This window comes from Rhizobium sp. PDO1-076, assembly GCF_000247475.1.
Taxonomy (GTDB): Bacteria; Pseudomonadota; Alphaproteobacteria; order Rhizobiales; family Rhizobiaceae; genus Allorhizobium.
This window is the reverse complement of sequence record NZ_AHZC01000159.1, coordinates 1-4,062: the sequence shown is the minus strand read 5'-3', so window position 1 is coordinate 4,062 and position 4,062 is coordinate 1. Positions and strand designations below refer to the sequence as shown.

The following is a 4,062-nucleotide window of genomic DNA, read 5'->3' as shown; positions in this document are numbered from 1 at the left end:
GCAGGGACTGCGGCGTGACCTGGGTCTTGATCAGACGGGGCGAAATGCTGGCGCTGTCTGGCCGAGCCTGCGGATTGCGGTCAATGCCGACAGTCTCGCCACGTGGTTCGTGCCGGCGATGGCGGCGGTGCCGGAAACGCTGTTCGATCTCGTGCTCGACGATCAGGATCACAGCGCAGATTGGTTGCGTCGTGGCGAAGTGCGGGCGGCGATCAGCGGTTCGTCGCAGCCGGTGCAGGGATGCGATTGCAGGCCGCTGGGTGCCTTGCGTTATATCGCGACGGCAAGTCCCGACTTCCATCGAGACTGGTTCGGTGAGGAGGGCGTTACGGCTGCGACACTTGCACGGGCACCTGCATTGACTTTCAACGCCAAGGATCAGTTGCAGTTGCGCTGGGCCGAAGGGGCGACCGGATGTGCCGAAATCGGGCCCTCTCACTGGCTGCCGTCCAGCCAGGCCTTTGTCGATGGGGCCATTGCCGGGCTTGGCTGGGGCATGAACCCGCAGGCTCTGGTCGCGGGGCATATTTCTGCCGGCCGGCTCTTGCCGTTAATCAACGCGCAACCCCTTGACGTGCCGCTCTATTGGCACGTCAGCCGATCGATCAAGGCGCAGCTCGCACCTTTGACCGCGGCGGTTGTCGGCGCTGCCGGAGCGGTCTTGCAGCCGCTCTGATGGCCGATGGAAATCAACTGACCTTGCCGGCAGCAGGGACGGGCCTATCTAATCGGAGAGGAAAAGGAGCTTTGCCTATGTCCCTGAAAGATCAGACCCTTGCCGTGATCGATGCATTGAACCGGCGTGATTTCGATCGGCTGATCGCCGCCTTCGAGGAAGACGCCGTGCTTGATCTGCCCGATGGTATCAGGGTGATCGGCCATGCCTCGTTTCGCGATACGCTGTCTGCCTATGTGTTGCGGCATGACGTGTCGCTGGCGGATATGGTGGTGATGATTGATGAGGCTGAAATGCGTGTTGCTGTCGAATGCACGTTGAGGGGCAGCGACCGCCGTGGCGTCGATGCCGAAAACGGCAACGACGGCGGACCCTATTCGCTTCCCGCGGTGATGGTGTTTGCGTGCGAAGGCGAAGCCTTCAACCGGATGAGCCTGTTTGCCGCAATCAGGCCGTGAATGCGCTCATGCCAGATAATCCTCGAGAATTTTGACGATCATGTCATGATCCTCCTGCGATTTCAGGCCCGACACAGTGATTGCCGCGACAACCAGACTGCCGAGCCGGACCGGGAAACTGCCGCCATGATCAGCATAGTCGAGCGGATCAAGGCCGAGATCAGGTGTCACGCCACGGTCCTTGCTGCGGTTCAGTTCACCGATGCGCATCGATGCCTTGTGGAAGCGTAACGCAACATTGCTCTTGCGACGCGCCCAGTGATCGTTGTCGGGTGAGGATCCGGGCAGGGCGGCATGAAAGAGCGTGCGGTCGGGGGTGCGGATGTCGATGACCACCGGCGCCTTTTCCGCCAGGGCCTGCTTGACCAGAGCTTGCCCCACTTCGAGTGCGGTGATTTCATCAAAGGTCTTGAAGACCAGCTGTTTTTCCTGTTTTTCCAGCGTGTCGAGCAGGCTCATCGTTCATCCTCCTGAGTTTGCCAGAGACTAACGACAGGGAATGGCTGCGCCAAGCGGCAGACAGACTTTGTCCCGTGTCAATAGCGGCACAAACACGATGTCAGGCACGATACCAGGAGACAACAATGGCCATCGGACGGATCGAGCTATCGACGCACGGGCAGGGGCTTTACGAGTTTACCGAAAAAGCGGCACGCTTTGTGAGCGAAGAGGGCTCAGACGATGGCCTGCTGACTGTCTTCGTCCGGCACACATCCTGTTCGCTGCTGATCCAGGAAAATGCCGATCCCTCGGTGCAGGTTGATCTGAAAGCATTTTTTCGGCGCCTCGTGCCGCCTACGACCGACCCCGCAATGGACTATATCATCCATCGCGACGAGGGACCGGACGATATGCCGGCCCATATCAAGGCAGCATTGCTGCCGGTATCGTTGAGCATTCCATTTGCTGATGGGCGGCTGCTTCTGGGCACCTGGCAAGGCATCTATCTCTTCGAGCATCGCGATCATCCGCATCGGCGCCAGATCGTCCTGCATGTGTGACACCCGCCTGTGATTTGCATGAATGCCGGCTGAATGACGGCTTCGGACTGCGTTCAGCCGGAGGCACCTATTCTCTCCTCAATCGCTCGCAACGGCGGGATGGACAAAGGGCCAGATGCCCGGAACTCGAAGAGGAGAGAGAAATGATCGACATGCTGCGCAAACTGGGTATGGCCGCCCTGGTATCCGTCATGGCCGTGACCGGCCTTGCCGCCACGACATCCACCGCATCGGCCGATAGCTGGGGCGTCTATGTCGGCGGCCCAGGCTTTGGTGTCGACTACCGCGATGGCCCGCGTCACTGGGACCGTGGACCGGTTATCGATGAGCGGGACCGGCGTGGTGAACGGGGTCGCCGCTATGAGCGCGCCCAGCGGCACGACCGCGGCGATTGCCGCCCGAACCAGGCTGTTGAAAAGGCACAGTGGAGCGGCCTGCGCCGCGCACGGATCATGGACATCACACCCCGCCGCGTTGTCGTGGGCGGTGTCCGCCGCGGCGACTTCGACAGGATGGTCTTTGCCAATGTGCGCGGTTGCCCGGTGATTCGTTACTGAGGTCAGCCATTGCAGCTGAGGCATGGCGGTGTTGGCTGATCGGCCGTTCCGCCGCCTTGATCGCCCGTCGCCCGGGCCATGCATCAATGGGGTCCATAAGACCCGGGATGCATGGCCCGTTTTTCGTTTCATTGCCGTCATACGCCTTGAAGCCGCCCGAATCGTTTCCCATCTACAAACCAACCCGCTGGTCCGGGCCCCTCTGGTAAGAGCCGCCCGGCGCTCTTGCGATGTCGGACCGTTTTTCCGACACGCTTGCCGGCCAGAGGACAAGACCTTGCAACACCCTTATTCCGCCCAGATCGGCCTTGGCCGTTTTTCGCAGTCAATGGGCTGCGATCCGCGCCCCGGGCAACCGGGGCCACGTGTGGCATCGGCCGCACGACTGTCCGGCTTTGAACAGCGCTTCAAGGGGACGACCCGATGATTTCCGAATTCATCGCTTCGCTTTTTGCCGCTTTTGTCGTTGAGCCGGTACAAGCCGACATTCTGGCGCGACTCGATCAGGCCGGCGCCTCGGTTGAGGTGCTCAGCCAGTCGCGCGATTGCCTAGCCACCACCGCGCCAATTCTGATTAGCCGTGCCGGTGACGATATCTGGTGGGCAGGAAGCACTGTCGTTGCTGTTGCGACCGGTTGGCAGAGCCCGGCCGAATTGCTGGATGCCGGAAACCCGGCTTGCGGACCGCTTGCGACGTTCCTGACCGGCACGGAGGCTTCGAGCTGATGACGACCGATCAAAAGGAGGAGACAATGACGATTGTGACTGGTGATAGCAAGAAGACGGGTGGCCGCTCGAATGCCGAGCATCATGACGGCGAAGGGCTTGATGGCATCCGCGCGCGCCGCAACCTGCTCGCAGGCTATTGGGCCGGTTCGCTGATCGGCTTTGTCGGCGATGATCTGGGTCGCTATGCCCGCGACCTGCATGAGGTTGATCATGCTGTCGCCGGCGACAGTGATGTGGTTGCGCGGCTCTCGCGTGATCTGTCGCTTGCCGGACACACATTCAGCAAAGCCGATATCGAGGCGGCGCTCAGGCGTTTTCACGTTCAGGCGCTGAAGGACACGGGCTGCACCGAATAGGGGCTTGCCGCCGATCTGTGTTGTCGGGGCCATCCGTGGCTTTGCAAGGTCAGTGGTTATGTAGCATTGCAGCCGCAGCCAATGCGGCGGCCAGGTTCACCCGGTTTAGGCCGTCTCAAACTGTGACGGGCTCGCGCTTGAATCGCGCTGTTTTCCGGATGACGAAAGCCCTGACCTCTCGTGCGACGCATTGAGGCGTCGTGCGACGACATCATGGTTGAGCCACTGGGACCGGGGCCTGCCGGTGCGGATGAGGCGCCGAATATCAACTGCCCTGTTGCCTCC

Annotated in this window: 7 protein-coding genes and 1 pseudogene; 6 read left to right on the top strand and 2 right to left on the bottom strand. The window is 61.1% G+C overall.

Annotated elements, in window-relative coordinates:
* Nucleotides 1-676 (top strand): ArgP/LysG family DNA-binding transcriptional regulator (locus PDO_RS10780; protein ID WP_007601709.1); only part of this gene is annotated, 676 nt, incomplete at its 5' end.
* A 77-nt stretch (nucleotides 677-753) separates the two neighbouring features.
* A complete protein-coding gene (locus PDO_RS10775; RefSeq protein ID WP_007601708.1) occupies nucleotides 754-1,134 on the top strand; it encodes a nuclear transport factor 2 family protein in 381 nt (126 codons plus the stop codon).
* 6 nt (nucleotides 1,135-1,140) lie between these two features.
* On the opposite strand, the gene PDO_RS10770 is transcribed toward PDO_RS10775, so the two are convergent.
* On the bottom strand, nucleotides 1,141-1,593 hold the full coding sequence (locus tag PDO_RS10770) for a heme-degrading domain-containing protein (protein ID WP_007601707.1): 453 nt from the start codon (nucleotides 1,591-1,593) through the stop codon (nucleotides 1,141-1,143).
* A gap of 125 nt (nucleotides 1,594-1,718) precedes the next feature.
* Between PDO_RS10770 and PDO_RS10765 the strand changes: the two genes are divergently transcribed.
* The 4 genes from PDO_RS10765 (at nucleotide 1,719) to PDO_RS10750 (ending at nucleotide 3,777) form a co-directional block, all read left to right on the top strand.
* The gene (locus PDO_RS10765) at nucleotides 1,719-2,135 is read left to right on the top strand and encodes a secondary thiamine-phosphate synthase enzyme YjbQ (RefSeq protein WP_007601705.1); all 417 of its coding nucleotides are present in this window, start codon (nucleotides 1,719-1,721) and stop codon (nucleotides 2,133-2,135) included.
* 143 nt (nucleotides 2,136-2,278) lie between these two features.
* Complete coding sequence (locus PDO_RS10760; RefSeq protein ID WP_007601703.1) at nucleotides 2,279-2,692, top strand: hypothetical protein; 414 nt, start codon at nucleotides 2,279-2,281, stop codon at nucleotides 2,690-2,692.
* Between the two features lie 423 nt (nucleotides 2,693-3,115).
* Nucleotides 3,116-3,418, top strand: coding sequence for a hypothetical protein (locus PDO_RS10755; protein WP_007601701.1), 303 nt, complete (start codon nucleotides 3,116-3,118; stop codon nucleotides 3,416-3,418).
* 26 nt (nucleotides 3,419-3,444) lie between these two features.
* Nucleotides 3,445-3,777 carry an ATPase inhibitor subunit zeta gene (locus PDO_RS10750; RefSeq protein ID WP_141649885.1) on the top strand — a complete coding sequence of 111 codons (333 nt, stop codon included), beginning with the start codon at nucleotides 3,445-3,447 and terminating at the stop codon, nucleotides 3,775-3,777.
* A 105-nt stretch (nucleotides 3,778-3,882) separates the two neighbouring features.
* Here PDO_RS10750 and PDO_RS29025 read toward each other — a convergent pair.
* Nucleotides 3,883-4,062, bottom strand: a pseudogene (locus PDO_RS29025) (enoyl ACP reductase FabMG family protein); the annotation flags it as partial.

Excerpts from the sequence above, each read along its gene's own strand:
- PDO_RS10755 (WP_007601701.1), top strand. The coding sequence starts at position 3,116 with ATGATTTCCGAATTCATCGCTTCGCTTTTTGCCGCTTTTGTCGTTGAG.
- PDO_RS10770 (WP_007601707.1), bottom strand. The coding sequence starts at position 1,593 with ATGAGCCTGCTCGACACGCTGGAAAAACAGGAAAAACAGCTGGTCTTC.
- PDO_RS10760 (WP_007601703.1), top strand. The coding sequence starts at position 2,279 with ATGATCGACATGCTGCGCAAACTGGGTATGGCCGCCCTGGTATCCGTC.
- PDO_RS10750 (WP_141649885.1), top strand. The coding sequence starts at position 3,445 with ATGACGATTGTGACTGGTGATAGCAAGAAGACGGGTGGCCGCTCGAAT.
- PDO_RS10775 (WP_007601708.1), top strand. The coding sequence starts at position 754 with ATGTCCCTGAAAGATCAGACCCTTGCCGTGATCGATGCATTGAACCGG.
- PDO_RS10765 (WP_007601705.1), top strand. The coding sequence starts at position 1,719 with ATGGCCATCGGACGGATCGAGCTATCGACGCACGGGCAGGGGCTTTAC.